The following is a 26381-nucleotide window of genomic DNA, read 5'->3' on the forward strand; positions in this document are numbered from 1 at the left end:
GGAGTCTTCCCATGTCTGCACGCCTGCCTGCGACCGCCCTGGTCGTACCGTTTGAGAACCTGAGAATGACCGACGTCGAGGTGGTCGGCGGCAAGAACGCCAGCCTCGGCGAGATGATCTCCCAGCTGCCCGAGGGCGTGCGCGTGCCCGGCGGCTTCGCCACCACGGCCTGCGCCTTCCGCGAGTTCCTGGCCCACGACGGCCTGGACGCCCGCATTCGCCGGCGCCTGGAAGAGCTGGACACGGAAGACGTGCGGGCGCTCGCCGCCGCCGGCGCCGAGATCCGCGGCTGGGTGGAAGCGCAGCCTTTCCCGCCCGGGCTGGAGCGCGAGATCCGCGCCGCCTTCGAGAAGCTCGCGGGCGGCAACGCCCAGGCCAGCTTCGCCGTGCGCTCCTCTGCCACGGCCGAGGACCTGCCCGACGCCTCCTTCGCCGGCCAGCAGGAGACCTTCCTCAACGTGGTCGGCATCGAGGCCGTGCTGCACAAGATGAAGGAGGTCTTCGCCTCGCTCTACAACGACCGCGCGATCAGCTACCGCGTGCACAAGGGCTTCGCGCACGAGCACGTGGCCCTGTCGGCCGGCGTGCAGCGCATGGTCCGCTCCGACCTCGGCGCGGCCGGCGTGATGTTCACCATCGACACCGAATCGGGCTTCCCCGACGTCGTGTTCATCACCTCCAGCTACGGGCTGGGCGAGACGGTGGTGCAGGGCGCCGTGAACCCGGACGAGTTCTACGTGCACAAGCCCATGCTGAAGGCCGGCAAGCGCGCCGTGATCCGCCGCAACCTGGGCTCCAAGCTCATCCAGATGGTGTTCGCGAGCGAGGACGAGCAGAAGCAGGGCGGCCGCCTGGTGAAGACGGTGGACGTGCCGCTGGAGCAGCGCAACCGCTATTCGCTCACCGACGGCGACGTGGAGGCGCTGGCCCGCTACGCGCTCGTCATCGAGGAGCACTACGGCCGGCCGATGGACATCGAGTGGGGCAAGGACGGCACCGACGGCCAGCTCTACATCCTGCAGGCGCGGCCCGAGACGGTGAAGAGCCAGGCCCAGGGCAAGTCCGAGATGCGCTACAAATTGAAGAGCAAGGGCCCGGTGCTGGCCGAGGGCCGCGCGATCGGCCAGAAGGTGGGCACGGGGCCGGTGCGGCTGGTGCACAGCACGGCGGAGATGGACCGCGTGCAGCCCGGCGACGTGCTGGTCACCGACATGACCGACCCGAACTGGGAGCCGGTGATGAAGCGCGCGAGCGCCATCGTCACCAACCGCGGCGGGCGCACCTGCCACGCCGCCATCATCGCGCGCGAGCTGGGCATCCCGGCGGTGGTGGGCTGCGGCGACGCGACCGAGCGTCTCACCGACGGCACGCTGGTGACGGTGAGCTGCGCCGAGGGGGACACCGGCACCATCTACGACGGCCTGCTGGAGACCGAGGTCACCGAGGTGCAGCGCGGGGAGATGCCGAAGATACCGACCAAGATCACCATGAACGTGGGCAACCCGCAACTGGCCTTCGACTTCGCGCAGCTGCCCAATGACGGGGTCGGCCTCGCGCGGCTGGAATTCATCATCAACAACAACATCGGCGTCCACCCCAAGGCCATCCTCGACTATCCCAACGTCGACGGCGACCTGAAGAAGGCCGTGGAGTCGGTGGCCCGCGGCCACGCCTCGCCGCGCGCGTTCTACGTCGACAAGGTCGCGGAGGGCGTCGCCACCATCGCGGCGGCCTTCTGGCCCAAGCCGGTGATCGTGCGCCTGTCGGACTTCAAGTCCAACGAGTACCGCAAGCTGATCGGCGGCAGCCGCTACGAGCCGGAGGAGGAGAACCCGATGCTGGGCTTCCGCGGCGCGGCGCGCTACATCAGCGGCGACTTCGCCGAGGCCTTCGCGATGGAATGCGAGGCGCTGGTGCGCGTGCGCAGGGACATGGGCCTGACCAACGTGCAGGTCATGGTGCCCTTCGTGCGCACCCTGGGGCAGGCCGAGCGCGTCACGAAGATGCTGGCGCAGCAGGGCCTGAAGCGCGGGCAGGACGATCTCCAGCTGATCATGATGTGCGAGATCCCGAGCAACGCGATCCTGGCCGACGAATTCCTCGAATACTTCGACGGCTTCTCCATCGGCTCCAACGACCTCACGCAGCTGACGCTCGGCCTGGACCGCGACTCGGGGCTGGAACTGCTGGCCGCGGACTTCGACGAGCGCGATCCGGCGGTGAAGGCGATGCTGTCGCGCGCCATCCAGGCCTGCGTGAAGCAGGGCAAGTACGTGGGCATCTGCGGGCAGGGGCCCAGCGACCATCCCGACTTCGCGCAGTGGCTGGTGCAGGAAGGGATCAGCTCGATCTCGCTGAACCCGGACAGCGTGATCGGGACGTGGCAGAAGCTCGCAGGCTGAGCTGGGGTTCGCTCCGCTCACCGCCAGCCTACGGGGTGGAACCCGGGCTGGCGGGCCGGCCGGCCGGGTGCGATGATCCGCATCCATGGATGACCTGCCCTCGCCGGAACCGCTGCCGCCGCGCGTGCTGGCGCTGAAGCTGGGGCTGCTCGCGCTCTGGGTGGCCGTCGGCTTCGGCAGCGTGTACTTCGCGCGCGACCTCGACTTCACCGTCCTGGGCTGGCCCTTCGCCTACTGGTTCGCGGCCCAGGGCGCCGTGCTCGCCTTCATCGCCATCGTCGCCTTCTACGCCTGGGCGATGCGGCGATTGCAGCCGGAGGACGACACGGCCGGCAGCAGGAGCGGCCCCGGTGCCTGAGGGCGGCCGCCCCGGCGAGTACGAGCGGCGCCTGCGCCGCATCGTCGGCTCCTTCCTCGGCGGCTTCGCCGCCTTCCTGCTGCTGCTCGCCTGGGCCGAGCACCAGGGCCTCTCGCGCTTCTGGCTGGGGCCGATCTTCCTCTTCTCCACGGTGATGATGTATGCGGTGATCGGCATCCGCGGCCGCACCACCGACCCCGAGGAGTACTACGTCGCCGGCCGGCGCATCCCGCCCATGTACAACGGCATGGCGGCGGCGGCCGACTGGATGAGCGCGGCCTCGTTCATCAGCATGGCCGGCGGCCTCTACCTGCAAGGCTACGGCGGCAGCCCGGGGCAGGCCGGCGGCCTGGCCTACGTGCTGGGGTGGACGGGGGGCTTCTGCCTGGTGGCGCTGCTGATCGCGCCGCACCTGCGCCGGCTGAACCTGTACACGGTGCCCGACTACTTCGCCGTGCGCTACGGCGGCCGCGGACCGCGCATCCTGGCGGCGCTCGCGGCGGTGCTGTGCTCCTTCATCTACGTGGTGGCGCAGATCTACGGCATCGGCCTGATCGCCTCGCGGCTGACCGGCGTGCAGTTCGAGATCGGCATCCTGCTGGGACTGGGCGGGGTGCTGCTGTGCTCTTTCCTGGGCGGCATGAAGGCGATCACCTGGACGCAGGTGGCGCAGTACATCGTGATGCTGCTCGCCTTCCTGATCCCGGTGTCCTGGCTCGCGTACAAGCAGCTCGGGCAGCCGGCGGCGCCGGTGGTGTACGGCACGCAGCTGCAGAAGATCAGCGCGCTGGAGGACCGGTTCGCGGCCGATCGCGAGGAGCAGGAGGTCTCGGCCGTCTTCCTGCGCCGCGCCCGCGAGTACGAGGCGCGCCTGCGGGACGTCGATGCCGCGCTCGCGCGCGAGCGCGCCGCCGCCCGCGAGCGCCTGCGCATGCTGAAGCAGCGCGGTGCCGATTCCTCGGAGGTGGTGGCCGCGTCCCGCGCGCTGGCGGCGCTGCCGCGCGACGCCGCCGGCGCCCGCGAGCAGTGGACCCGCGCCATGCACGAAAGCTACGAGCGGGCGAAACCCCTGGGCGGCATGCCGCGCCACAGCCAGCCCTTCGCCGGCGACCCGGACGGCTCGCCGCAGGAGCAGCAGGCCTTCGAGGAGGGGCGGCGCAACTTCCTCGCGCTGATGTTCTGCCTGATGGTGGGCACCGCGGGCCTGCCGCACCTGCTCACGCGCTACTACACCACGCCCAGCGTGGCGGCGACGCGCTCCTCGGTCGCCTGGTCGCTGCTGTTCATCGCGCTCGTGTACGTGAGCGCGCCGGCGCTCGCCGTGCTGGTGAAGTTCGAGGTGATGAACAACCTCGTGGGCAGCAGCTTCGAGGCGCTGCCGCCCTGGATCGCCCAGTGGGCGCGCGTGGACCCCTCGCTGATCTCGGTGGCCGACGTCAACGGCGACGGCATCCTGCAGTGGGGCGAGATCCACCTGGGCGCCGACATCATCATGCTGGCCACGCCGGAGCTGGGCGGGTTGCCCTACGTGATCTCGGGGCTGGTGGCCGCCGGCGGGCTCGCCGCGGCGCTGTCCACGGCCGACGGGCTGCTGCTGACGATCAGCAACGCGCTGGTGCGCGACATCTTCTGCCACGACTTCAAGCCGCGGCTGCCGCCGCAGCAGCGCGTGATCCTGTCGAAGTTCGCGCTGATGGCGGTGGCGCTCATCGCGGCGGTCGTGGCGTCCACCAAGCCGGCGGAGATCCTGCCGCTGGTGTCCGCCTCGTTCTCGCTCGCCGCCTCGGCCTTCGTGCCGGCGATGCTGCTCGGGATCCTCTGGCGCGGCGCCAACCGCACCGGCGCCGTCGCCGGCATGGCGGCGGGGCTGGGCGTGACGGTCGGCTACATGCTGCTCAACGCGCCGGCCGTGCGCACGCTGCTGGGGCTGCCGCCCGGCCAGCAGCTGTGGTTCGCGATCCAGCCGCTGTCCGCCGGCGTGTTCGGCGTACCGGTCGGACTGCTCGTGACATGGGGGGTGAGCCTGCTCGCGCGCGGCCTGCACGCGCCCCCGGTGGCGGCTCAGGGATTGCCCTAGGAAGCGCCCGCGACGCGAGTCAGGCTCGCGTCAGACCCCGCCCCAAGACTGCGGTCTCCCCACCACAGGAGACAACATGGCAACTGCATCCGCGCACGCGGGCATCCGGACGGACGGCACCACCACACCCATGACCCGCGAGGAGAGGAAGGTCATCTTCGCCTCCTCGCTGGGCACCGTGTTCGAGTGGTACGACTTCTACCTCTATGGCTCGCTCGCCGGCGTGATCGCCGCGCAGTTCTTCTCCGGGCTCGATCCCACCTCCGCGTACATCTTCGCCTTGCTCGCCTTCGCCGCCGGCTTCCTGGTGCGGCCCTTCGGCGCCATCGTGTTCGGCCGCCTCGGCGACATGATCGGCCGCAAGTACACCTTCCTGGTCACCATCCTGATCATGGGCGCGTCGACCTTCATCGTCGGCCTGCTCCCCAGCTACCAGTCCATCGGCATCGCCGCGCCGGTGATCCTGATCGCATTGCGCATGCTGCAGGGCCTCGCGCTCGGCGGCGAGTACGGCGGCGCCGCCACCTACGTCGCCGAGCACGCGCCGCACGGCAAGCGCGGCGCCTACACCTCCTGGATCCAGACCACGGCGACGCTGGGCCTGTTCCTGTCGCTGCTGGTGATCCTGGGCGTGCGCGAGTCCATGGGCACCAAGGACTTCGCCGACTGGGGCTGGCGCATTCCCTTCCTCGTCTCCATCCTGCTGCTGGCGATCTCCGTGTGGATCCGCCTGAGCCTGAACGAATCGCCCGCCTTCCAGAAGATGAAGGCCGAGGGCCGCACCTCCAAGGCGCCGCTCGCGGAGTCCTTCGGGCAGTGGCGCAACCTGAAGATCGTGATCCTGGCGCTGCTGGGCCTGACGGCGGGCCAGGCGGTCGTCTGGTACACGGGGCAGTTCTACGCGCTGTTCTTCCTGACGCAGCTCGCCAAGGTGGACGTGACCTCCGCCAACCTGTTCATCGCGGCCTCGCTCGCGATCGGCACGCCCTTCTTCATCGTGTTCGGCGCGCTGTCCGACCGCATCGGCCGCAAGCCGATCATCATGGCCGGCTGCCTGGTCGCCGCGCTCACGTATTTCGCCGTGTTCCCGATGCTGCTGAAGGCCGCCAACCCCGGCATCGTGGCGGCGCAGCAGTCCACCCGCGTGACCGTGACGGCCGACCCGAAGCAATGCTCCTTCCAGGGCAGCCCGATCGCGCGCGACATCGACTTCACCTCCTCGTGCGACATCGCCAAGCGCGCCCTGACGCAGGCCTACATCCCGTACGAGAACAAGGCGGGCCCGGCCGGCTCCCCGGCCACCATCAGCATCGGCGACAAGGTGCTGACCGCGCCCGCCGGCACCGTCGACGCGCAGCGCCACGCCTTCTCCGCCGAGTCGGGCAAGGCCATCGCCGACTTCAAGAAGGAGCTGGGCGCGACCGCCAAGGCGGCCGGGCTGACCCAGCCCGCGGACCCGGCCAGGATGAACAAGGGCATGGTGCTGGCCATCCTGGTGTTCCTGGTGATCCTGGTCACCATGGTGTACGGCCCGATCGCGGCCATGCTGGTCGAGCTGTTCCCGACGCGCATCCGGTACACCTCCATGAGCCTGCCGTACCACATCGGCAACGGCTGGTTCGGCGGCCTGCTGCCGACCACGGCCTTCGCCATGGTGGCGGCCACGGGCGACATCTACTACGGGCTCTGGTACCCGGTCGTCGTCGCGGCTGTCACCTTCGTGATCGGCATGCTGTTCATCCGGGAAACCAAGGACGTGGACATCTACGCCCGCGATTAAGCTTCGCCTGTCGCACCGGGAGCCCGCTTCGTGCGGGCTTCCTTTTTGCGTCGCGCCCTAGCGGGGAGCCCATGACCCTGGCCAAGACCGATGCCGGCCTGCGCATCCTGAAGGACCGCCACAGCGGGCTGTCGCCGCGCCAGCGCGCCGCGCTGATCCTGTTCGACGGCCAGCGCTCGCTCGACGACGTCCTGGCCGCCACGAGCGCCGGCGGCGTGACGCGCGACGACATCGAGCGCCTGCTGCACCTGGGCCTCGTGGCCGAACTGCCGCCCGGCGCCCAGCCCTTCCGAGACTCGTCGCCGGCCGGCCTGGAGCGCGAACGCTACCTCCATGTCTACGGCATCGCCGCCCAGCTGACGGAAGAGCTTGGCAGCAAGTGGGGCAGCCTGAACCTGGCCGTCGAGTCCGCGAGCTCGCTGGAGGAGCTGGAGGCCCTGGCGCCCCGCATCCGCCTGGCCGTCGGGCCGGTGAAGTTCGCCCGGCTGGAAGCGGCGCTCAAGTCCCGCTGAGACTGCCCCGAGGCAGGCCCGGCCCCGCCCGGCTATAATCGTGGGCTTTTCCCCTTGCCGCACCCCGTCTTGACGCCGGAGGCGGCTCCATCCAGAAGGAGATCGAATGCGTCACTATGAAATCGTCTTGCTGATCCACCCGGACCAGAGCGAGCAGGTTCCGGCCATGCTTGAGCGCTACAAGGGCATGATCACCGCCGGCAACGGCAAGGTGCATCGCGTCGAGGACTGGGGCCGCCGCCAGCTGGCCTACCAGATCAACAAGCTCGCCAAGGCCCACTTCCTGTGCATCAACATCGAGGCCGACCAGGCCGTCATGCAGGAGCTGGAGCACGCCTTCCGCTTCAACGATGCCGTGCTGCGCCACCTGACCGTGGTGAAGAAGAAGGCCGACACCGGCCCGTCCTCCATGATGAAGACCGTGGAGCGCGAGGAAGCCCGCAAGGCGCAGCAGGCGGAGTTCCAGTCGTAAGCGACGGCTTGCGGCGGGCGTGAACCAGACGATCCTGAGCGCGCGCATCGCGGAGGCCTCGGCCCTGCGCTACACGCCGGCCGGATTGCCCGCCATCGACCTGACGCTCGCGCACGAGTCCGAGGCTGAAGAAGCCGGCTCGCGGCGGCAGGTGAAGATGGAGATCCGGGCGGTGGCCTTCGGGACGGAAGCGGAAACGCTCGCGCGCCAGGCGGTCGGCAGCGGGTTCCGGTTCACCGGTTTCCTGGCCGCCCCCCGCCACGGCAAGCACCCGGTCCTGCACATCCAGTCATTCCAGCAAGATTAACCAGTCATAGAGGTCACCATGGCCACCTTCAAGAAGTTCAACAAGGACAAGCGTCCGAAGCGCAACACCCAGTCGCTGCTGTTCAAGCGCAAGCGCTTCTGCCGCTTCACCGTCGCCGGCGTCGAGGAAATCGACTACAAGGACATCGACACCCTGCGCGACTTCATCTCCGAGAACGGCAAGATCATCCCGGCGCGCCTGACGGGCACCCGCGCGATCTACCAGCGCCAGCTGAACACCGCCATCAAGCGCGCGCGCTTCCTGGCGCTGCTGCCGTATTCCGACCAGCACCGCATCTGAGGATCCCGCCATGCAAGTCATCCTGCTCGAGAAAGTCGTGAACCTGGGCAACCTGGGCGAGATCGTGAAGGTGCGCGACGGCTACGCCCGCAACTTCCTGATCCCGCAGGGCCACGCCCGCCGCGCGACCGAGGCCAACAAGGCCGAATTCGAGGCCAAGCGCGCCGAACTGGAGAAGCAGGCCGCCGCGAAGCTGTCCGAGGCGCAGGCCACGGGCGAGAAGCTCGCCGGCCAGACCGTCAAGCTGACCCAGAAGGCCGGCGTGGACGGCCGCCTGTTCGGCTCCGTCACCAACTACGACATAGCCGAGGAACTCACCAAGATGGGCTTCCCGGTCGCCAAGGCGCAGGTGCGCATGCCCTCCGGCCCGATCAAGATGGTCGGCGAGAGCACCGTCTCCGTGGCGCTGCACACCGACGTGGTGGTCGACATCAACGTGACCGTGCTGGGCGAAACGGCGTAAGCCCCTCGCTCTCGCGCGAAAGCCGCCTTCGGGCGGCTTTTTTCTTTTGAACAGCCGGACGCAAAGGTCGCAAAAACCACGCAAAGGCCGCACAAGAAAAGCGGATGGCTTTTGCGACTTTTGCGCATCCTTTGCGACCTTTGCGTCTTGGCAGTCCGCATTGCGGCGACGCACAGCTTCCCGCCTGTTGTCCACAGAATCTACCCAGTGTTATCACTGGACATGTTTACAGCCCCGGCGGGACAATGCGGAGCTAGGAGAGAGAGCCACCCATGTCCGCCGTCCTGAGTGCCGTCGAAGACGATTTCCCGCGCGACCGGCAGGTGGCGCAGCTGCGCATCCCGCCCCATTCCGTCGAGGCGGAATCGAGCGTCCTCGGCGGCCTGCTGCTGGACAACCAGGCCTGGGACCGCGTGGGCGACCTGCTGGTCGACGGCGACTTCTACCGCTACGAGCACAAGCTGATCTTCTCCGCCATCGGCGGCCTGATCAACGCGACGCGCCCGGCCGACGTGATCACCGTGTTCGAGCAGCTGCAGGCGCTCGGCAAGGCGGAGGAGGTCGGCGGGCTGCCGTACCTGAACGCGCTGGCGCAGTACGTGCCGAGCGCGGCCAACATCCGCCGCTACGCGGAGATCGTGCGCGAGCGCTCCATCCTGCGCAAGCTCGTGTCCGCGAGCGACGAGATCGCCACCGCCGCCTTCAACACGCAGGGCAAGCCGGTGGACCGCATCCTGGACGAGGCGGAGCAGAAGATCTTCAACATCGGGGAGGAAGGCTCCCGGATGAAGCAGGGCTTCCAGGCCATGGACAGCCTGGTGGTGCAGCTGCTCGATCGCGTCCAGGAGATGGCGGACAACCCGAACGACATCACCGGCGTGCCGAGCGGCTTCTACGACCTGGATCGCATGACCTCGGGCATGCAGGCCGGGGACCTGATCATCCTCGCGGCCCGGCCCTCCATGGGCAAGACCTCGCTGGCGATCAACATCGCCGAACACGTCGCGCTGAACGAAGGCCTGCCGGTCGCCGTGTTCTCGATGGAAATGGGCGCCTCGCAGCTCGCGGTGCGTATCGTGGGCTCCATCGGCCGCATCGACCAGGGGCACCTGCGTACCGGCAAGCTCACCGACGACGAGTGGCCGCGGCTGACGGAAGCGATCGAGAAGCTGCGCAACATCTCGCTGCACATCGACGAGACGCCGGGCCTCACGGTCAGCGAACTGCGCGCCAACGCGCGGCGCCTGGCGCGCCAGTGCGGCGGCAAGCTGGGCCTGATCGTGGTGGACTACCTGCAGCTGATGAGCGTGTCCTCGGGCATGAGCGACGAGAACCGCGCCACCGCGGTCGGCGAGATCTCGCGCGGCCTGAAGATGCTGGCCAAGGAGCTGGGCTGCCCGCTGATCGCGCTGTCGCAGCTGTCGCGCGGCGTGGAGTCGCGCACCGACAAGCGCCCCATGATGTCCGACCTGCGCGAGTCCGGCGCCATCGAGCAGGACGCCGACGTGATCATGTTCATCTACCGCGACGACTACTACAACAAGGACTCCAAGGAGCCCGGCGTCTCGGAAGTGATCATCAGCAAGCAGCGCAACGGCCCCACCGGCACCGTCAAGCTCGCCTTCATCAAGCAGCTGACCAAGTTCGAGAACCTCGCCAGCGGCAACGCCGATTTCTGACGCATCGGTTTCACGCTCTCTTCCTACGCAGGCGGCCCGGCCGCTGCGCGATGCTCGGCGCGAACTCCGGGAGACGCGCATGGAAGAGATGAACCTGATGCCCACGCTGGCCGAGGCGCAAGTCCCCATGGCCGCGGAACCCGTGCCGCCGGAGCTGGACCCGGCTTCGCCGCTGGAGAAACTCAAGGCCGCCGACGAGGCGCGTCCGGGCTTCCCGGGCGAGCACTGGCTGGTGCTCGCCATCGGCGTCGGACTGTGGCAGGTGACGCGCAAGCACCGCAACCCGCTGGTGCGCACGATCGGCGCGCTGGGCGCGACGACGCTCGTGGCGCGCGCCGCGAGCGGCCGGGAAGGCCTGTCGAAGGTGTTGCGCTACACCCCGCTGGGGCGGGGCATCCGCTACTGAACGCCTAGAGCACTTCGCTCGCGAAGTCCGCCAGCCGCGACCGTTCGCCGCGCGCCAGCGTGATGTGGCCGCTGTGCGGCCAGCCCTTGAACTTGTCGACCGCGAAGGTGAGGCCCGAGGAGCCCTCGGTGAGGTAGGGCGTGTCGATCTGCGCCAGGTTGCCCATGCAGATGATCTTGGAGCCCGGGCCCGCGCGCGTGATCAGCGTCTTCATCTGCTTGGGCGTGAGGTTCTGCGCCTCGTCGATGATCACGTACTTGTTCAGGAACGTGCGCCCGCGCATGAAGTTCATGCTCTTGATCTTGATCTTGCTGCGGATGAGCTCGTTGGTGGCCGCGCGGCCCCATTCGCCGGCGGCGTTGTCGCCCTTGCCCAGCACTTCCAGGTTGTCGTCCAGCGCCCCCATCCAGGGCCCCATCTTCTCTTCCTCCGTGCCGGGCAGGAAGCCGATGTCCTCGCCGACGCTCACCGTGGCGCGCGTCATGATGATCTCGGTGTAGCGGCGCTCGTCGAGCACCTGCGTCAGGCCCGCGGCCAGCGCCATCAGGGTCTTGCCGGTGCCGGCCGTGCCCGTGAGCGTGACGAAGTCCACCTCGGGATCCATCAGCAGGTTCATCGCGAAGTTCTGCTCGCGGTTGCGCGTGGTGACGCCCCACACCGCGTTCTTCAGGTGGCCGTAGTCCTTCAGCGTCTTCAGCACCGCCGTCTTGCCGCGGATCTCGATCACGCGCGCGTAGAGGCTCGGCTCGCCGGGCGCCTCGAAGTAGACGAACTGGTTGATGAACAGGCTGGGCACGACCGGCCCGCTCACGCGGTAGAAGGTGTGCTGGCCCGACTGCCAGCTCTCCACCGTCTTGCCGTGCTTGGACCAGAAGTCCGTCGGCAGCGCCAGCGAACCCGAATACATCAGGTCCAGGTCGTCCAGCGTCTTGTCGTTCTTGTAGTCTTCGGTGACGAGGCCCAGCGCGCGCGCCTTGACGCGCATGTTGATGTCCTTGGACACCAGCACCACCTGGCGCGGCGCGTGCTTCTCCTGCAGGGCCTGCACGACCGAGAGGATCTGGTTGTCCGCCTTGCCGGGAGGCAGGCCCAGCGGCAGGCCGCTGGGCGACAGCGGCATGGTCTGGAAGAAGAGGCAGCCGCCGGCCTCGCGGTGGCCCGTCGTGTCAAGCTTCAGGCCGTGCGCGATGTCGGCGCCCTGGCTGCCGGCCAGCGCGTCCAGTGAACGGCTGACCTGGCGGGCGTTGCGCGCCACCTCGGTCATGCCCTTCTTGTGGCCGTCGAGTTCCTCCAGCACGATCATCGGCAGGAAGATGTCGTGCTCGTCGAAGCGGAACAGGCTCATCGGGTCGTGCATCAGGACATTGGTGTCCAGCACGAACATCTTGGAGGGGCCGCTGGCCTTCTTCTTCTTGGGCGCCGGCGCGGGCACCGTCACGTCCTTGCGGCGCCGCACCGGCTGCGGCTCGTCCAGGTAGGTCTCGATGTCGCCGTCGTACGCGCCGGCCTGCAGGTCGCCGCCGCCCGCGCGCGGGTCGAAGTCGTCCTGGGCCTGCGGGTGCTCGGCCAGCAGGCTATCGGCCGAAGGCGCCTCCGATTTTCGCGCGGCCTTGTGCGAGGAACGGGCCGGGGCGTCGAACGCATCCGGCGGGAGCATGGCAGCGCGCTTGGTCGGGGCGGGGGGCAGGGGCATGAGGAGTACGGCTTCCTGTTGAGGTCGACGGAAAACAAAAAAGCCGCCAGGCGGGCCGGGCGGCTTCTTGCGGGCTGACGGTGATGACGCGGCGCGTCGGGATCAACGGCATGAATTCATTATGCACACCCGGCCCATCCGGACAACGTCGGACGAAAGCCTGTTGCGCTGGCGCGTCAGCAGCCCGCGGCGGGGTTCAGGCCGCCTTCTTGAGCAGCTTCACCGCCTTGAGGACTTCGTCCACGTGGCCGGGGACCTTCAGGCCGCGCCATTCCTGCTTGAGGATGCCGTCGGCGCCGACGAGGAAGGTGCTGCGCTCGATGCCCTTCACCTTCTTGCCGTACATGATCTTGTTCTTCACCACGCCGAACATGTGGCACATCTTTTCCTCGGTGTCGGCGATCAGCTCGAAGGGCAGTTCCAGCTTGGCCTTGAAGTCGTCGTGCGACTTCATGTTGTCGCGCGAGACGCCGAACACCACGGCGCCGGCCTTCACGAAGTCCTTGTACTTGTCCCGGAACTGCATGGCCTCGGTGGTGCAGCCGGGCGTGTTGTCCTTGGGGTAGAAGTACAGGACCACGACCTGGCCCAGGTGGGAGGTATTGGTGACCTTGATGCCGCCGGTGGCGTTCGCTTCAAATTCTGGAAGGGGTTTGTTGACAACGATCGCCATAGTTTCCTGGTGCAGTGTGTGGTTCTGTGTGACAGATGCTCGGCGGCGGCGGGGCTTCGCGCAGGCCATGCCGCAATCGAAGATTTTACCGCGAATCGCTCGCGGGCGCCGGAGGGCTCAGGGTGCCGCTTCGAGCAGGAGGGCCACTGCGACTTCGCGGCCTTCCTGCGCGAGGATGTTGTAGGTGCGGCAGGCGGCCGCGGTGTCCATGGTCTCGATGCCGATGCGCCGCGCCGCAAGGGGCGCGAGCCACGCGGGCTTGGGAAAGCGGATGCGGCTGCCGCTGCCGAAGATCACCACTTCGACCTGCAGTTCGGCCAGCTGCGCGAACTGCTCGGGCCCGAGCTCCTCGAAGCTGCCGGCCCAGGCGAAGCGCTCGCCGTGCGAGCCGAGCACCACGCTGTGCGTGATCTTTTCCGTGCCCACGGCGACCCAGCCGGGGCCGTGGCCGCTGATGGTCTGGACGTCGGATTGATCGGGCTGGAGCTTCAATGCGGGCGGGGGCTGGGCATGTCCACGCATGGGGGAAGGGGCGCGGACTTATGGTCAAATTATACGTTTCACCTCGTGTCACGCCCGCAGGAGGGCTTTTGAAGACCGTCCAGAAATCCACCAAGCTCGCCAACGTTCTGTACGACATCCGCGGCCCCATCATGGACGCCGCGCGGCAGATGGAGGAAGAGGGCCACAAGGTCATCAAGCTGAACATCGGCAACCTGGCCGTGTTCGGCTTCGACGCGCCGGAAGAGATCCAGCAGGACATGATCCGCAACCTGCCCAATTCGGCGGGCTACTCGGACAGCAAGGGCATCTTCGCCGCGCGCAAGGCGGTCATGCACTACACGCAGCAGCAGGGCATCAAGGGCGTGCGCATCGACGACGTCTGGCTCGGCAACGGGGCCAGCGAGCTGATCGCCATGGCCACCAACGCGCTGCTGAACGAGGGCGACGAGCTGCTGGTGCCTTCGCCGGACTACCCGCTGTGGACGGCCTGCACGGCGCTCTCGGGCGGCACGCCGGTGCACTACATGTGCGACGAGGCGAACGGCTGGATGCCCGACGTCGCCGACATCCGCCGCAAGATCACGCCGGCCACCAAGGGCATCGTCGTGATCAACCCGAACAATCCCACGGGCGCGCTGTACAGCGACGAGCTGCTGCGCGAGATCGTCGCGATCGCCCGCGAGCACGGGCTGGTGATCCTGGCCGACGAGGTCTACGACAAGGTGCTGTACGACGGCGTGAAGCACACCGCGATCGGCAGCCTGTCGGAGGACGTGCTCACGCTGACCTTCAACTCGCTGTCCAAGAGCTACCGCTCCTGCGGCTACCGCGCCGGCTGGATGGTCGTGTCGGGCGACAAGAAGGCGGGCGCCGACTACATCGAGGGCCTCACCATGCTCTCGAACATGCGCCTGTGCGCCAACGTGCCGGGGCAGTGGGCGATCCAGACGGCGCTGGGCGGCTACCAGAGCATCAACGACCTGGTGGGCGCGGGCGGCCGCCTGCGCCGCCAGCGCGACCTGGCCTACGAGCTGATCACCGCCATCCCGGGCGTCAGCTGCAACAAGCCGCAGGCCGCGCTGTACATGTTCCCGCGGCTGGACCCCAAGCTGTATCCGATCCAGGACGACCGCCAGTTCTTCCTGGAGCTGCTGCAGGAGACGCGGGTGATGCTGGTGCAGGGCTCGGGCTTCAACTACCCGGACCAGCAGCACTTCCGCATCGTGTTCCTGCCGCACGAGGACGACCTGCGCGAGGCCGTCGGCCGCATCGCGCGCTTCCTCGAGCAATACCGAAAACGTCACTCCAAATGAATCCAATCCAGGTCGGCCTGCTGGGCATCGGCACCGTCGGCAGCGGCGTCTTCAACGTCCTGAAGCGCAACCAGGCCGAGATCAAGCGCCGCGCCGGCCGCGGCATCGAAATCACCATGGTCGGCGACCTCGACACCGCCCGCGCCGAGGCGGTGGTCGGCGGCAGCGCGCGCGTCGTCAAGGATGCGCGCGAGATCATCGCCAACCCCGACATCGACATCGTCATCGAGCTGATCGGCGGCTACGGCATCGCGCGCCAGCTGGTGATGGAGGCGATAGACAACGGCAAGCACGTCATCACCGCCAACAAGGCGCTGCTGGCGGTGCACGGCACGGAAATCTTCGCCGCCGCGCACGCAAAGGGCGTGATGGTGGCCTTCGAGGCCGCGGTGGCCGGCGGCATCCCGATCATCAAGTCGCTGCGCGAAGGCCTCACGGCCAACCGCATCCAGTGGATCGCCGGCATCATCAACGGCACGACCAACTTCATCCTGTCGGAGATGCGGGACAAGGGCCTGGACTTCGACGTGGTGCTGAAGGAGGCGCAGCGCCTGGGCTACGCCGAGGCCGACCCGACCTTCGACATCGAGGGCGTGGACGCCGCCCACAAGGCGACCATCATGAGCGCCATCGCCTTCGGCGTGCCGGTGCAGTTCGACAAGGCTTACGTCGAGGGCATCACCAAGCTCTCCTCGGTCGACATCGAATACGCCGAGCAGCTGGGCTACCGCATCAAGCTGCTGGGCATCACCAAGCGGGTGGAGAAGGGCATCGAGCTGCGCGTGCACCCCACGCTGGTCCCCCGCAAGCGCCTGATCGCCAACGTGGAAGGCGCGATGAACGCCGTGGTGGTGCAGGGCGACGCGGTCGGCACCACGCTGTACTACGGCAAGGGCGCCGGCAGCGAGCCGACCGCCAGCGCCGTGATCGCCGACCTGGTGGACGTGACGCGCCTGCACACCGTCGACGCCGCGCACCGCGTGCCGCACCTGGCGTTCCAGCCGGACCAGATGAGCGACGAGACCGTGCTGCCCATGAGCGAGGTCGTCACCAGCTACTACCTGCGCCTGCGCGTCGCCGACCAGGCCGGCGTGCTGGCCAAGGTCGCGAACCTGCTGGCGCAGGCCGGCATCAGCATCGACGCGATGCTGCAGCGGGAAGCCTCCGCCGTCGGCGGCCAGGGCTCCACGCAGACCGACCTGATCCTGCTCACGCACGGCGTGCGCGAAGGCACGATGAACGAGGTGATCGCGCAGATGCAGGGCCTGGCCGCCGTCCTGGCGCCCATCACGCGCATCCGCAAGGAGGAACTGGCCTGAGGCCGCGGACCATGCTTTACCTGTCCACCCGCGGCCATCCGGACCGCAAGCATTTCTGCGAGATCCTGCTGGAAGGCCTCGCACCCGACGGCGGCCTTTACCTGCCGGAGCGCTATCCGCAGGTCGATGCCGCCACGCTCGCGAAGTGGCGCGGCCTGCCGTACGCCGACCTCGCCTTCGAGGTCCTGTCGCTCTACATCGACGACATCCCCGCGGCCGACCTGCGCGCCATCTGCCGCAAGACCTACACCGAGGAGGTGTTCGGCACGAAGGAGATCGTCCCGCTGAAGCCGCTGGAGCCGGGCGTCGCGCTGGAGGCGCTGTCCAACGGCCCGACGCTCGCCTTCAAGGACATGGCGATGCAGCTGCTGGGCAACCTGTTCGAGTACGAGCTGGCGCGCCGCGGCGAGGAGCTGAACATCCTGGGCGCGACCTCGGGCGACACCGGCAGCGCCGCCGAATACGCGATGCGCGGCAAGAAGGGCGTGCGCGTCTTCATGACCTCCCCGAAGGGACGCATGAGCCCGTTCCAGCAGGCACAGATGTTCAGCCTGCAGGACGCCAACATCCACAACCTGGCGATCGAGGGCGTGTTCGATGACTGCCAGGACATCGTCAAGGCCGTGTCGAACGACCTCGCGTTCAAGCGCAGGCACCGCATCGGCACGGTGAACTCGATCAACTGGGCGCGGCTGGTCGCGCAGGTGGTGTACTACTTCGCCGGATACTTCCAGGCGACGAGCGCCGACGACCAGCGCGTCTCCTTCGCCGTGCCTTCCGGCAACTTCGGCAACATCTGCGCCGGCCACGTGGCGCGCAGCATGGGCCTGCCGATCGAGCGGCTGGTGCTGGCCACGAACGAGAACGACGTGCTCGACGAGTTCTTCCGCACGGGCGTCTACCGGGTGCGCGGCAGCGCCGACACCTACGAGACCTCGAGCCCGTCGATGGACATCTCCAAGGCGAGCAACTTCGAGCGCTTCGTGTTCGACCTGCTGGGCCGCGACGGCGCGCGGGTGCGCCGCCTGTTCGCCGAGGAGCTTCCGGCCCGCGGCCGCTTCGACCTCTCCGGCGAGGTGCAGCGGGCCCGCACCGACTACGGCTTCGTTTCCGGCCGCAGCACGCACGCCGACCGCCTCGGCACCATCCGCGACACCTGGGAGCGCTTCCACGCCATGATCGACACCCACACCGCCGACGGCCTGAAGGTCGCGCGCGAGCACCTGCAGCCCGGCGTGCCGATGATCGTGCTGGAGACGGCGCTGCCGATCAAGTTCGCCGCCACCATCGTCGAGGCGCTCGGGCGCGAGCCGGACCGGCCCGCGAAGTTCGCGGGCATCGAGGACCGCCCGCGGCGCGTCACGGTGCTGCCGGCCGACGCCGAGCGCGTGAAGGCCTTCATCGCGGAGCACTGCGCATGAAGGTCGTCGGCTTTGCCGGTTTTTCCGGCGCGGGCAAGACCCACCTGGTGGAGCGGCTGATCCCCGCGCTGAAGATGCGCGGCCTGAGGGTCTCGGTCGTGAAGCACGCGCACCACAGCTTCGACATCGACCATCCCGGCAAGGACACGCACCGCCACCGCGAGGCCGGCGCCTTCGAGGTGGTCGTCGCCTCCGACCGCCGGCTGGCGCTGATGCGCGAGTTCGAGCAGCCCGCCCAGCTCACGGTGCACCACCTCCTGGCCGAGCTCTACGACGGCGTCGACTGGGTGCTGGTGGAAGGCTTCAAGGACAGCAACCTGCTCAAGGTGGAGGTCTGGCGCGCCGACGCCGGCAAGCCGGCGCGCTACCCCGACGACGATTTCGTGGTGGCGATCGCCACCGACTCGCCGGAGCGCATGCCCGAGCCCACCCTTCGCCCCGTGCTGGATCTCAACGACCCGGATGCCGTCGCGACCTGGCTGGTCGAGAATGGCCACCGGTTCGACTACAACGCAGAGAACTACGCATGAACAAGCCCCGGCCGCCGCTGCGCCCCCTGGACGAGGCCTTGCAGGCCTTGCTGGAGCGTGCGCGGCCGCTGGCCGAGGTCGAGGCCGTGCCCACCTTCGATGCCGACGGCCGGGTGCTCGCCGAGGACCTCGTCTCGCCCCTGCAGGTCCCGCCGCAGGACAACAGTTCCATGGACGGCTACGCCGTGCGCGTGGCGGAGATCGCCGACGAGGGCGTGCCGCTGCCGGTGAGCCAGCGCATTCCCGCCGGGGCGGCCGCGCAGCCGCTGCAGCCCGGCACGGTGGCCCGCATCTTCACCGGTGCCCCCGTGCCGCAGGGCGCCGACGCGATCGTGATGCAGGAGGACACCGAGTTGCTGGACGACGGCCGCGTGCGCATCCAGCGCGTGCCGGCGCGCGGGCAGTGGATCCGCGCCAGCGGCGAGGACATCACGCGCGGCACCACCGTGCTGGCCCGCGGCGAGCGCATCGGCCCGGCCGCGCAGGGCCTGGCGGCCAGCATCGGCCGCGACCGCCTGCAGGTGGCGCGCCGACCGCGCGTGGCGCTGTTCTCCACCGGCGACGAGCTCGTGATGCCGGGCCAGGTCGCGCCCGAGGCGATGCGGCCGGGCGCCATTTACAACTCCAACCGCTTCTTCCTGCGCAGCCTGCTGCTGCGCCTGGGCTGCGAGGTGCAGGACCTCGGCATCGTGCCGGACCGGCGCGAAGCCACCGTGGAGGCCCTGCGCGAGGCGGCGCGGGGGAACGACCTGATCCTCACCAGCGGCGGGGTCTCGGTCGGCGAGGAAGACCACATCAAGCCGGCGGTGGAGCAGCTGGGCGCGCTGGACCTGTGGCAGATCGCCATGAAGCCGGGCAAGCCCTTCGCGTACGGCCACGTGGGCGACGCGCACTTCATCGGCCTGCCGGGCAACCCGGTCTCCAGCTTCGTCACCTTCCTGCTGCTGGTGCGGCCCTTCCTGCTGAAGCTGCAGGGCGCCACGCGGCTCGCGCCCGCGGCGCTGCGGCTGCCGGCGCACTTCGACTGGCCGCGCGCCGACAAGCGCCGCGAGTTCCTGCGCGCGCGCCGCAATGCGCAAGGCGGCATCGAGCTGTTTCCCAACCAGAGTTCCGGCGTGCTGACCTCCACCGTGTGGGCCGACGGCCTCGTGGACGTCGCGGCCGGCCAGACCATCGCGCGGGGCGAGCTCGTGCCCTTCCTGGCGATGGCGGAGTTGCTGGGATGAACGTGAAGATCAAGTACTTCGCCGCGATCCGCGAAGCCGTGGGGCAGGGCGGCGAGAGCCTGCAGACCCGCAGCGAGACGCTGGGTGCCCTGCGCGACGAACTGGTCGCGCGCGGCGAACCCTACGCGACGGCGCTGGCCCGCGGCAAGGCCGTGCGCATGGCGCTGGACCAGGTCATGAGCGACGAATCCGCCGTCCTGCGCGAGGGCTGCGAAGTCGCGTTCTTCCCGCCGGTCACCGGCGGCTGAGAGAGGCCATGGCCGCGCGCGTCACGATCCAGACGGGCGACTTCGACGTCGCCGCGGAAATCGCGGCGCTGCGCCGCGAGGACGCCGGCGTCGGCGCCGTCTGCAGCTTCATCGGCACCGTGCGCGACCGCAACGACGGCAGCGCCGTGCGCGGCATGGAGCTGGAGCACTACCCGGGCATGACCGAGAAGGCCATCGAGGCCATGATCGACGAGGCCTTCCGCCGCTTCGACATCCGCGCCGCCCGCGTGATCCACCGCGTCGGCCCGCTCGCGGTGCAGGACCAGATCGTGCTGGTCGTCGTCACCTCCGCGCACCGCGGCGAAAGCTTCCGGGCCTGCGAGTTCCTGATGGACTACCTGAAGACGCAGGCGCCGTTCTGGAAGAAGGAGAGCACGCCCGAAGGCGAGCGCTGGGTCGACGCCCGCGTGGCCGACGACGCGGCGCTCGCGCGCTGGGGCATCGAAGCCCGCAACGGCTGATCAGGCCGCCTGACGTGCCCGCGGCGCCGGCGGCGGCACGAAGGCGGCGCGCGCCTCGTCCTCCAGCCCGCCCGTGAGCAGCTGCAGCAGCTGCATCAGCTGTTCCTGCTGCTGCCGGTCCAGCGGCGCCATCAGGCGCTTGTAGGCCTTCTCGGCCGGCTTCTGCGCCTGCTGCAGCACCGCCAGCCCCTCGGGCGTGAGGGACACCGAGACGTTGCGGCGGTTCTGCTCCGCCGGGCTGCGGCTGACGAGCCCGCGGGCCTGCAGGCCGCGCAGCACGCGCAGCACCGTGACCTTGTCGAAGCCGAGCGCCCGGGCCAGGCTGGACTGCCCCAGCCCGGGGTGGGCCTGCAGCACGGTCAGCACGCCGAACTGCGCCGGCGTCAGGGCCAGTTCGCGGCAGGCGTCCTCGAACACGGCGGCGGAAATCTGGTGGGCGCGGCGCAGCAGGAAGCCCGGCCGGGCGTACAGGCGGGAAAGGGTGGTGGGGAGCTTCTGCGGGGGAGGCACGTGTCTGTTCAGGGCATCGGGTATGCGCGGATTGTGCCTTGCCCGCGCGCTCGCCATACTCGTTAGCATGCCAACTCGCAAGCCGGAACCGCAATGAAACTGCTCGCCCGCGCGGCCGTGGCCGCCCTGTCCCTCTGCACGGTGGCCGTCCTGGCCCAGTCCCCGGCGCCCGCCGCCGGTGGCGCCCCGCTGAAGCTGATCGTGCCCTTCACCCCGGGCACGGGCATCGACATCGTCGCGCGCACGGTCGGGCCGCGCCTGAGCCAGCGGCTGAACCGACCGGTGGTGGTGGAGAACCGCGCCGGCGCGTCCGGCAACATCGGCACCGAGGCGGTGGTGCGTTCGCCCGCCGACGGCAACACGCTGCTGGTCAGCGTGAACACGCTGGTCATGAACAAGGCGCTGTACCCGCACCTGCCCTTCGACCCGGTGAAGGACCTCGTGCCGGTCACGCTCACCAGCTGGGGCCAGCTCCTGCTGGTGGCGCCGCCCAGCGCCGGCTTCAAGACCGCGCGGGACCTGGTGGCCGCAGCCAAGGCCCGGCCGGGCAAGCTCAACTACGCCAGCCCGGGCGTGGGCACGCCGCACCACATGTCCATGGAGCTGTTCAAGCAGACGGCCGGGGTGTTCCTCACGCACATCCCCTACCGCGGCACCTCGCAGGCGGTGACGGACCTGATCGGCGGCCAGGTGGACGCCATGTTCCTGCCCATCCACGTCGCGCTGCCGCACGTGAAGGCCGGCAAGCTGGTGGCGCTGGCCATCGGCAGCGAGCACCGCCACGCGCTGCTGCCCGATGTGCCGACGCTGCAGGAGGCGAGCGCCGGCAAGGTCAACGTCGACATGTGGTACGGCATCTTCGCGCCGCCCGGCACGCCGGCCGCCGAGGTGCAGAAGCTCAATCGCGAGCTGAAGGAGATCCTGGCGCTGCCCGAGGTGCGCACCGCCTTCCAGTCGCAGGGCATGGACCCGGCGTCCAGCACCCCCGACGCCTTCCGCTCGCTGGTGGCGCGCGACGCCGACCGCTGGGCCAACCTGATCCGAACGGCGCACATCAAGGCGGACTGATGCGCATCGCAGTCGTCGGGGGAGGGATCGGCGGGCTCGCGCTGGCGCTGGGCTTGCACCAGCGCGGCATCGCCTGCGAAGTGTACGAAAGCGCGCCGGAAGTGCGCGAGATCGGGGTGGGCATCACGCTGCTGCCGCATGCGATGCGCGAGCTGGCCGCGCTGGGCCTGCAGCCGCAGCTGGAGGCCGTGGGCATCGAGAACCTGGAGAGCGTGTTCTTCAACCGCTGGGGGCAGTTCATCTACCGCGAGCCGCGGGGCCGCCACGCCGGCTACGAAGTGCCGGAGCTGGGCATGCACCGCGGCAAGCTGCATGGCGTGCTGTACCAGGCGGCGCTGCAGCGGCTGGGGCCGGCGCACATCCACCTGGACCACCGCTGCGTGGGCCTGCAGCAGGACACGAAGGAAGTGACGCTCGCGTTCCAGGACGCGCGCGGCCAGCTGCGCCCGCCGGTGCAGGCCGACGTGGTGATCGCCTGCGACGGCGTCAATTCGGCCGTGCGGCGCCAGTTCTACCCGGAGGAGAAGCCGGCCTTCGCGGGCATCAACACCTGGCGCGGCGTGACGGTGCACAAGCCCATCCTCACGGGCAAGACCTACATGCGCATCGGCTCGATCGACACCGGCAAGATGGTGATCTACCCGATCGCCGACGACGTTGACGGGCAGGGCAACCAGCTGGTCAACTGGGTCGCGGAGATCCGCCAGGCCGGCGCCGGCATGAACGACTGGAACCAGCCGGGCCGGCTGGAGGACTTCCTGCCCGTCTACCAGGACTGGAAGTTCGACTGGCTGGACGTCCCGGCGCTGATCACCGGCGCGCGGGAGATCCTCGAGTACCCGATGGTCGACAAGGACCCGGTGCCGCGCTGGACCTTCGGCCGCGTGAGCTTCCTGGGCGACGCGGCCCACCCGATGTACCCGCGTGGCTCCAACGGAAGCGCCCAGGCGCTGCTGGACGCCTCCACGCTGGCGGGGCTGCTGGCGCAAGGCGGCGACCCGCAGCAGGCGCTGCAGCGCTACGAGGGCCTGCGCCTGCCGGCGACGGCGAAGGTGGTGGAGACCAACCGCACGGTGCCGCCCGACTTCATCATCATGAAGGCCGACGAACTGAGCGGCGGCCAGCCCTTTCCTGGGACGATCGACGACCTGGTGAGCCAGGAGGAGCTGCGCAGGATTTCGGACGATTACAAGAAGGTCGCCGGGTTCGCGTTGCAGAGCGTGAAATAGGGCAAGCTGGGGTTCGCCTGCGGCTCACCGCCACCACCGGCACGAAGGGCTCGCGCCACTGCGACTGCAGCAGCGCCTGGTCCAGCAGGTGCATCAGGCCCTGCATCAGCTTGGGCTGCATCTCCATCTGGAAGCTGCGCGGCTTCGTGTCGCCGTTCGGCGGGCGCTCGTTGAAGTTCAGGCGCAGGGGCCCGTTGGCGAGCGGCGTGGCGTCCACGTCGGTCACCAGAAGCGGCTCCTCGCCCAGCGGCAGCCGCTGCTGCGCCTCCTTGTAGGGCGTGTCGAAGTCGGCGTGCTGCAGGAACTCCTCCTTCCGGAAATCCGCCAGCATCTTCTTCAGTTCCGCATTGGCGCCCGAGAGCGACGCTCCCGCCGACTCCAGCTTCAGCAGGTGCTCGGTCAGCAGCTTGGACAGCAGCGGCCACAGCCCCACCATCAACCGCCGGGTGAGCCACAGGCGCATCTCCTCGCCGTCGGTCGTGTTGATGCGCATGAGGATGCGGTCCTGCTCGGGCAGGTAGGTCACCGACATCTGGTGGATCTGCATGGCGCCCGATTCTAGTCAGCCGCACCCGGAAACGCCCGCCCGTCCTACAGTGCGGGCTTGAAAAGCATCCGCGGCAGGCCCATCTGCACGGTCGAGGAATATTTCCATGCGACTCGACAAGCTCACCACCAAGTTCCAGGAGGCGCTGGCCGACGCCCAGAGCCTGGCGCTCGCCAACGACCACGCCTACATCGAACCGGCCCACCTGCTGGTCGCCATGCTGCGGCAGGAGGACGGCCCCCGCGCGCTGCTGCAGCGCGCCGGCGTCAACGTGCCGGGCCTGCTGGCCGCCGCGGAGGCGGCGATGCACAGGCTGCCGCAGGTGCAGGGCCAGGAGCAGGTGCAGGTCGGCCGCGACCTCGCGGCCCTGCTGCAGGGCGCCGAGAAGGAGGCGCTCAAGCGCAACGACCAGTTCATCGCCAGCGAGAACTTCCTGCTGGCGCTCGCCGACACGAAGCAGGACATCGGCCGCATCGCCCGCGAGAACGGCCTGTCGCGCAAGTCCTTCGAGGCGGCCGTCGAGGCCGTCCGCGGCGGCCAGGGGGTCGACTCCCCCGAGGCGGAAGGCCAGCGCGAGGCCCTCAAGAAGTACACGCTGGACCTGACCGAGCGCGCCCGCCAGGGCAAGCTCGACCCGGTGATCGGCCGCGACGAGGAGATCCGCCGCGCGATCCAGGTGCTGCAGCGGCGCACCAAGAACAACCCGGTACTGATCGGCGAGCCCGGCGTGGGCAAGACGGCCATCGTGGAAGGCCTGGCCCAGCGGATCGTCTCGGGCGAGGTGCCCGAGACGCTCAAGGGCAAGCGCGTCCTGTCGCTGGACATGGCGGCGCTGCTGGCCGGCGCCAAGTACCGCGGCGAGTTCGAGGAGCGCCTGAAGAGCGTGCTGACCGAGCTCGCGAAGGACGAGGGCCAGACCATCGTCTTCATCGACGAACTGCACACGATGGTGGGCGCCGGCAAGGCCGAGGGCGCCATCGACGCCGGCAACATGCTCAAGCCGGCCCTCGCGCGCGGCGAGCTGCACTGCGTGGGCGCCACCACGCTGGACGAATACCGCAAGTACATCGAGAAGGACGCCGCGCTGGAGCGCCGCTTCCAGAAGATCCTCGTGGGCGAGCCGAGCGTGGAGGCGACCATCGCCATCCTGCGCGGCCTGCAGGAGAAGTACGAGGTGCACCACGGCGTGGAGATCACCGACCCGGCGATCGTCGCCGCGGCCGAACTCTCGCACCGCTACATCACCGACCGCTTCCTGCCGGACAAGGCCATCGACCTGATCGACGAGGCCGCCTCCAAGATCAAGATCGAGATCGACTCCAAGCCCGAGGCCATCGACCGGCTGGACCGCCGCATGATCCAGCTGCAGATCGAGCGCGAGGCGGTGAAGAAGGAGAAGGACGAGGCCTCGCAGAAGCGCCTGGCGCTGATCGAGGACGAGATCGGCCGCCTGCAGAAGGAGATCTCCGACCTGGAGGAAGTCTGGAAGGCCGAGAAGGCCCAGGCCCAGGGCAGCGCGCTGATCAAGGAGGAGATCGAGAAGATCCGCACCCAGATCGAGGAGTTCAAGCGCAAGGGCGACTTCAACAAGGTCGCCGAGCTGCAGTACGGCAAGCTCCCGGGCCTGGAGAAGCAGCTGAAGGAGGCGCAGGCCGCCGAGAACGCGAAAGGCAAGAGCGGCAAGCCGCAGCTGCTGCGCACCCAGGTCGGCGCCGAGGAGATCGCGGAGGTGGTGGCGCGCGCCACCGGCATCCCGGTGTCCAAGCTGATGCAGGGCGAGCGCGAGAAGCTGCTGCTGATGGAAGACAAGCTGCACGAGCGCGTGGTCGGCCAGGACGAGGCGATCAGCGCCGTCGCCAACGCGATCCGCCGCTCGCGCTCGGGCCTGTCCGACCCGAACCGGCCGACCGGCTCCTTCCTGTTCCTGGGCCCCACGGGCGTGGGCAAGACCGAGCTGTGCAAGGCGCTCGCCGCCTTCCTGTTCGACAGCGAGGAGCACCTGATCCGCGTCGACATGAGCGAGTTCATGGAGAAGCACTCGGTGGCCCGCCTGATCGGCGCGCCCCCGGGCTACGTGGGCTACGAGGAGGGCGGCTACCTCACCGAGGCCGTGCGCCGCAAGCCATACAGCGTGATCCTGCTCGACGAGATCGAGAAGGCGCACCACGACGTGTTCAACGTGCTGCTGCAGGTGCTCGACGACGGCCGCCTCACCGACGGCCAGGGCCGCACCGTGGACTTCAAGAACACGGTGATCGTGATGACGTCCAACATCGGCTCGCACATGATCCAGGCCATGGTGGGCAAGCCCTACGAGGACGTGAAGGAAGCCGTCTGGGACGAGCTGAAGAACCACTTCCGGCCGGAGTTCCTGAACCGCATCGACGAGACGGTGGTGTTCCACGGGCTGGGCGCCGAGGACATCGCGCGCATCGCGAAGATCCAGCTGCGCGTGCTGGAGCAGCGGCTGGCCAAGATGGACCTGCAGCTGGAGGTCACGCCGGCGGCGCTGGAGGAACTGGCCAAGGTGGGCTTCGACCCGGTGTTCGGGGCGCGGCCGCTGAAGCGGGCGATCCAGCAGCGGATCGAGAACCCGCTGTCGCGCCTGATCCTGGAAGGCCGCTTCCCGCCCAAGAGCCGGATCCCGGTGGAAGTCGACCCGGTGCGCGAGCCCGGCGTCTTCCACTTCGGCGAGGGGCAGGGGCGCCGGCGCGAGGCGGAGGCCGCCTGACGGCGGCCTGCCGCCAGGCGGCGCGCAGCTTGCGGAATTCCCCTACCGCGCTGTAGGCTGCGGACTACGGGGGGCGTACCCCTCCCGTTACCTAATCGGCTCGTCGGGTCGGAGGACCCGGGAGGCACAGT

25 protein-coding genes are annotated in these 26381 nt (G+C 69.0%); 21 read left to right on the top strand and 4 right to left on the bottom strand.

Features of this window, described 5'->3' with window-relative positions; all coding sequences use genetic code 11:
- Window positions 1-11 precede the first annotated feature (11 nt).
- From ppsA to ACY0MJ_RS14710, 11 genes are all read left to right on the top strand, one after another.
- Entirely contained in the window at window positions 12-2402 is a 2391-nt protein-coding gene (gene ppsA, locus ACY0MJ_RS14660) for a phosphoenolpyruvate synthase (RefSeq protein ID WP_462639217.1), read from the top strand.
- 85 nt (window positions 2403-2487) lie between these two features.
- Window positions 2488-2760, top strand: a complete 273-nt coding sequence (locus tag ACY0MJ_RS14665; protein WP_462639218.1) for a DUF4212 domain-containing protein — start codon at window positions 2488-2490, stop codon at window positions 2758-2760.
- On the top strand, window positions 2753-4837 hold the full coding sequence (locus tag ACY0MJ_RS14670) for a VC_2705 family sodium/solute symporter (protein ID WP_462639219.1): 2085 nt from the start codon (window positions 2753-2755) through the stop codon (window positions 4835-4837). The genes ACY0MJ_RS14665 and ACY0MJ_RS14670 overlap by 8 nt, the downstream gene beginning before the upstream one ends.
- 76 nt (window positions 4838-4913) lie before the next feature.
- Complete coding sequence (locus tag ACY0MJ_RS14675; protein WP_462639221.1) at window positions 4914-6617, top strand: MFS transporter; 1704 nt, start codon at window positions 4914-4916, stop codon at window positions 6615-6617.
- Window positions 6618-6688: 71 nt separating this feature from the next.
- Complete coding sequence (locus ACY0MJ_RS14680; protein ID WP_462639222.1) at window positions 6689-7129, top strand: hypothetical protein; 441 nt, start codon at window positions 6689-6691, stop codon at window positions 7127-7129.
- A gap of 106 nt (window positions 7130-7235) precedes the next feature.
- Window positions 7236-7601 carry a 30S ribosomal protein S6 gene (gene rpsF / locus ACY0MJ_RS14685; RefSeq protein ID WP_462639223.1) on the top strand — a complete coding sequence of 122 codons (366 nt, stop codon included), beginning with the start codon at window positions 7236-7238 and terminating at the stop codon, window positions 7599-7601.
- Between the two features lie 19 nt (window positions 7602-7620).
- Window positions 7621-7908, top strand: coding sequence for a primosomal replication protein N (priB, locus tag ACY0MJ_RS14690; protein ID WP_462639224.1), 288 nt, complete (start codon window positions 7621-7623; stop codon window positions 7906-7908).
- A gap of 18 nt (window positions 7909-7926) precedes the next feature.
- Window positions 7927-8208 (top strand): 30S ribosomal protein S18, encoded by a 282-nt coding sequence (rpsR, locus tag ACY0MJ_RS14695; RefSeq protein WP_169420325.1) that lies wholly within the window; start codon window positions 7927-7929, stop codon window positions 8206-8208.
- 10 nt (window positions 8209-8218) lie between these two features.
- Window positions 8219-8671 carry a 50S ribosomal protein L9 gene (gene rplI / locus ACY0MJ_RS14700; RefSeq protein WP_462639225.1) on the top strand — a complete coding sequence of 151 codons (453 nt, stop codon included), beginning with the start codon at window positions 8219-8221 and terminating at the stop codon, window positions 8669-8671.
- 272 nt (window positions 8672-8943) lie between these two features.
- Window positions 8944-10350 (top strand): replicative DNA helicase, encoded by a 1407-nt coding sequence (gene dnaB / locus ACY0MJ_RS14705; protein ID WP_462639226.1) that lies wholly within the window; start codon window positions 8944-8946, stop codon window positions 10348-10350.
- 79 nt (window positions 10351-10429) lie between these two features.
- Window positions 10430-10756: a hypothetical protein gene (locus ACY0MJ_RS14710; protein WP_462639227.1), complete on the top strand. Its 327-nt coding sequence runs from the start codon at window positions 10430-10432 to the stop codon at window positions 10754-10756.
- 4 nt (window positions 10757-10760) lie between these two features.
- Here the strand turns inward: ACY0MJ_RS14710 and ACY0MJ_RS14715 are convergent, their stop codons facing one another.
- From ACY0MJ_RS14715 to ACY0MJ_RS14725, 3 genes are all read right to left on the bottom strand, one after another.
- Window positions 10761-12449, bottom strand: a complete 1689-nt coding sequence (locus ACY0MJ_RS14715; protein ID WP_462639228.1) for a PhoH family protein — start codon at window positions 12447-12449, stop codon at window positions 10761-10763.
- Between the two features lie 196 nt (window positions 12450-12645).
- Window positions 12646-13122: a peroxiredoxin gene (locus ACY0MJ_RS14720; RefSeq protein WP_462639229.1), complete on the bottom strand. Its 477-nt coding sequence runs from the start codon at window positions 13120-13122 to the stop codon at window positions 12646-12648.
- Window positions 13123-13239: 117 nt separating this feature from the next.
- On the bottom strand, window positions 13240-13614 hold the full coding sequence (locus ACY0MJ_RS14725) for an Mth938-like domain-containing protein (RefSeq protein WP_462639320.1): 375 nt from the start codon (window positions 13612-13614) through the stop codon (window positions 13240-13242).
- A 98-nt stretch (window positions 13615-13712) separates the two neighbouring features.
- Between ACY0MJ_RS14725 and ACY0MJ_RS14730 the strand changes: the two genes are divergently transcribed.
- Genes ACY0MJ_RS14730 through ACY0MJ_RS14760 form a run of 7 tightly spaced genes read left to right on the top strand, consistent with a single transcriptional unit; the run spans window position 13713 to window position 20165 of the window.
- Window positions 13713-14939 (top strand): pyridoxal phosphate-dependent aminotransferase, encoded by a 1227-nt coding sequence (locus ACY0MJ_RS14730; RefSeq protein WP_462639230.1) that lies wholly within the window; start codon window positions 13713-13715, stop codon window positions 14937-14939.
- Window positions 14936-16258, top strand: coding sequence for a homoserine dehydrogenase (locus ACY0MJ_RS14735; protein WP_462639231.1), 1323 nt, complete (start codon window positions 14936-14938; stop codon window positions 16256-16258). Before ACY0MJ_RS14730 ends, ACY0MJ_RS14735 begins: the two co-directional genes overlap by 4 nt.
- Window positions 16259-16269: 11 nt before the next feature.
- Complete coding sequence (gene thrC, locus ACY0MJ_RS14740; RefSeq protein WP_462639232.1) at window positions 16270-17679, top strand: threonine synthase; 1410 nt, start codon at window positions 16270-16272, stop codon at window positions 17677-17679.
- Window positions 17676-18209 carry a molybdopterin-guanine dinucleotide biosynthesis protein B gene (gene mobB, locus ACY0MJ_RS14745; RefSeq protein ID WP_462639233.1) on the top strand — a complete coding sequence of 178 codons (534 nt, stop codon included), beginning with the start codon at window positions 17676-17678 and terminating at the stop codon, window positions 18207-18209. Before thrC ends, mobB begins: the two co-directional genes overlap by 4 nt.
- Window positions 18206-19435, top strand: coding sequence for a molybdopterin molybdotransferase MoeA (locus tag ACY0MJ_RS14750; RefSeq protein WP_462639234.1), 1230 nt, complete (start codon window positions 18206-18208; stop codon window positions 19433-19435). Before mobB ends, ACY0MJ_RS14750 begins: the two co-directional genes overlap by 4 nt.
- A complete protein-coding gene (moaD, locus tag ACY0MJ_RS14755) occupies window positions 19432-19683 on the top strand; it encodes a molybdopterin converting factor subunit 1 (protein WP_462639235.1) in 252 nt (83 codons plus the stop codon). Before ACY0MJ_RS14750 ends, moaD begins: the two co-directional genes overlap by 4 nt.
- An 8-nt stretch (window positions 19684-19691) precedes the next feature.
- Window positions 19692-20165: a molybdenum cofactor biosynthesis protein MoaE gene (locus ACY0MJ_RS14760; RefSeq protein WP_462639236.1), complete on the top strand. Its 474-nt coding sequence runs from the start codon at window positions 19692-19694 to the stop codon at window positions 20163-20165.
- Here ACY0MJ_RS14760 and ACY0MJ_RS14765 read toward each other — a convergent pair whose 3' ends face one another.
- A complete protein-coding gene (locus ACY0MJ_RS14765) occupies window positions 20166-20675 on the bottom strand; it encodes a MarR family winged helix-turn-helix transcriptional regulator (RefSeq protein ID WP_462639237.1) in 510 nt (169 codons plus the stop codon).
- A 93-nt stretch (window positions 20676-20768) separates the two neighbouring features.
- Between ACY0MJ_RS14765 and ACY0MJ_RS14770 the strand changes: the two genes are divergently transcribed.
- The 3 genes from ACY0MJ_RS14770 (at window position 20769) to clpB (ending at window position 26250) form a co-directional block, all read left to right on the top strand.
- On the top strand, window positions 20769-21743 hold the full coding sequence (locus tag ACY0MJ_RS14770; protein WP_462639238.1) for a tripartite tricarboxylate transporter substrate binding protein: 975 nt from the start codon (window positions 20769-20771) through the stop codon (window positions 21741-21743).
- Window positions 21743-22972 carry a flavin-dependent oxidoreductase gene (locus ACY0MJ_RS14775; RefSeq protein ID WP_462639239.1) on the top strand — a complete coding sequence of 410 codons (1230 nt, stop codon included), beginning with the start codon at window positions 21743-21745 and terminating at the stop codon, window positions 22970-22972. Before ACY0MJ_RS14770 ends, ACY0MJ_RS14775 begins: the two co-directional genes overlap by 1 nt.
- A gap of 653 nt (window positions 22973-23625) precedes the next feature.
- A complete protein-coding gene (gene clpB / locus ACY0MJ_RS14780) occupies window positions 23626-26250 on the top strand; it encodes an ATP-dependent chaperone ClpB (RefSeq protein WP_462639240.1) in 2625 nt (874 codons plus the stop codon).
- Window positions 26251-26381 lie beyond the last annotated feature (131 nt).

This window comes from Ramlibacter sp. bp-362 (assembly GCF_054956735.1).

Coding starts and splice junctions, on each gene's coding strand:
- ppsA (WP_462639217.1), top strand. CDS start 12: ATGTCTGCACGCCTGCCTGCGACCGCCCTGGTCGTACCGTTTGAGAAC.
- ACY0MJ_RS14665 (WP_462639218.1), top strand. CDS start 2,488: ATGGATGACCTGCCCTCGCCGGAACCGCTGCCGCCGCGCGTGCTGGCG.
- ACY0MJ_RS14675 (WP_462639221.1), top strand. CDS start 4,914: ATGGCAACTGCATCCGCGCACGCGGGCATCCGGACGGACGGCACCACC.
- ACY0MJ_RS14680 (WP_462639222.1), top strand. CDS start 6,689: ATGACCCTGGCCAAGACCGATGCCGGCCTGCGCATCCTGAAGGACCGC.
- rpsF (WP_462639223.1), top strand. CDS start 7,236: ATGCGTCACTATGAAATCGTCTTGCTGATCCACCCGGACCAGAGCGAG.
- rpsR (WP_169420325.1), top strand. CDS start 7,927: ATGGCCACCTTCAAGAAGTTCAACAAGGACAAGCGTCCGAAGCGCAAC.
- rplI (WP_462639225.1), top strand. CDS start 8,219: ATGCAAGTCATCCTGCTCGAGAAAGTCGTGAACCTGGGCAACCTGGGC.
- dnaB (WP_462639226.1), top strand. CDS start 8,944: ATGTCCGCCGTCCTGAGTGCCGTCGAAGACGATTTCCCGCGCGACCGG.
- ACY0MJ_RS14710 (WP_462639227.1), top strand. CDS start 10,430: ATGGAAGAGATGAACCTGATGCCCACGCTGGCCGAGGCGCAAGTCCCC.
- ACY0MJ_RS14715 (WP_462639228.1), bottom strand. CDS start 12,449: ATGCCCCTGCCCCCCGCCCCGACCAAGCGCGCTGCCATGCTCCCGCCG.
- ACY0MJ_RS14720 (WP_462639229.1), bottom strand. CDS start 13,122: ATGGCGATCGTTGTCAACAAACCCCTTCCAGAATTTGAAGCGAACGCC.
- ACY0MJ_RS14735 (WP_462639231.1), top strand. CDS start 14,936: ATGAATCCAATCCAGGTCGGCCTGCTGGGCATCGGCACCGTCGGCAGC.
- thrC (WP_462639232.1), top strand. CDS start 16,270: ATGCTTTACCTGTCCACCCGCGGCCATCCGGACCGCAAGCATTTCTGC.
- mobB (WP_462639233.1), top strand. CDS start 17,676: ATGAAGGTCGTCGGCTTTGCCGGTTTTTCCGGCGCGGGCAAGACCCAC.
- ACY0MJ_RS14750 (WP_462639234.1), top strand. CDS start 18,206: ATGAACAAGCCCCGGCCGCCGCTGCGCCCCCTGGACGAGGCCTTGCAG.
- moaD (WP_462639235.1), top strand. CDS start 19,432: ATGAACGTGAAGATCAAGTACTTCGCCGCGATCCGCGAAGCCGTGGGG.
- ACY0MJ_RS14760 (WP_462639236.1), top strand. CDS start 19,692: ATGGCCGCGCGCGTCACGATCCAGACGGGCGACTTCGACGTCGCCGCG.
- ACY0MJ_RS14770 (WP_462639238.1), top strand. CDS start 20,769: ATGAAACTGCTCGCCCGCGCGGCCGTGGCCGCCCTGTCCCTCTGCACG.
- ACY0MJ_RS14775 (WP_462639239.1), top strand. CDS start 21,743: ATGCGCATCGCAGTCGTCGGGGGAGGGATCGGCGGGCTCGCGCTGGCG.
- clpB (WP_462639240.1), top strand. CDS start 23,626: ATGCGACTCGACAAGCTCACCACCAAGTTCCAGGAGGCGCTGGCCGAC.